This is a genomic window from Streptomyces sp. SM1, from assembly GCF_002910825.1.
Classification (GTDB): Bacteria; Actinomycetota; Actinomycetes; order Streptomycetales; family Streptomycetaceae; genus Streptomyces; species Streptomyces okerensis.
In genome coordinates, this window is the sequence record NZ_NEUB01000775.1 from 1 (window position 1) to 410 (window position 410).

A 410-nucleotide genomic window follows, 5' to 3' on the forward strand; every position below is an offset into this window, starting at 1 on the left:
CCGGGCCTGCCGGGTGCGCGGTGGGCCCGGCCTGGACGGGCCCGCCGTACTCCACGCGCGGAAGCTGCTGGGTGGAGCCGGCAGGGCCGGCGGCGTCGTCGCGGAAGAGGCTGTCGAACTCGGCGGGCGGCTGCCGGCTACCGTCTCCCNCGGCTGGGCCGGGGCGCCGTAGGGCTGCCCGGGGGGCTGGTCGGTGACGGGGGCGATGTACTGGGTGGCCTCGGCGTCGGGACCACCGTGGTGCGGCAGGTGGGCCGCGCCGGGCGCGTTCTGCTGGGGGAGCCCGAGGTACCGGGTCTCCTCGGAGTCGTGTGCGGCGGGCATCTCGGGCGGCAGCGCACCCGGACCCACCGGGGGTATGAGCTGCGTCGCCCCCTCGTCGCCGCCGCCCGCTGGCACCGGCGGCAGGA

The 410-nt window shown here is 78.7% G+C and carries 1 pseudogene; it reads right to left on the reverse strand.

Annotation, left to right across the window (positions count from 1 at the left end):
• Positions 1–410, reverse strand: a pseudogene (locus tag B9S61_RS42535) (hypothetical protein); the annotation flags it as partial.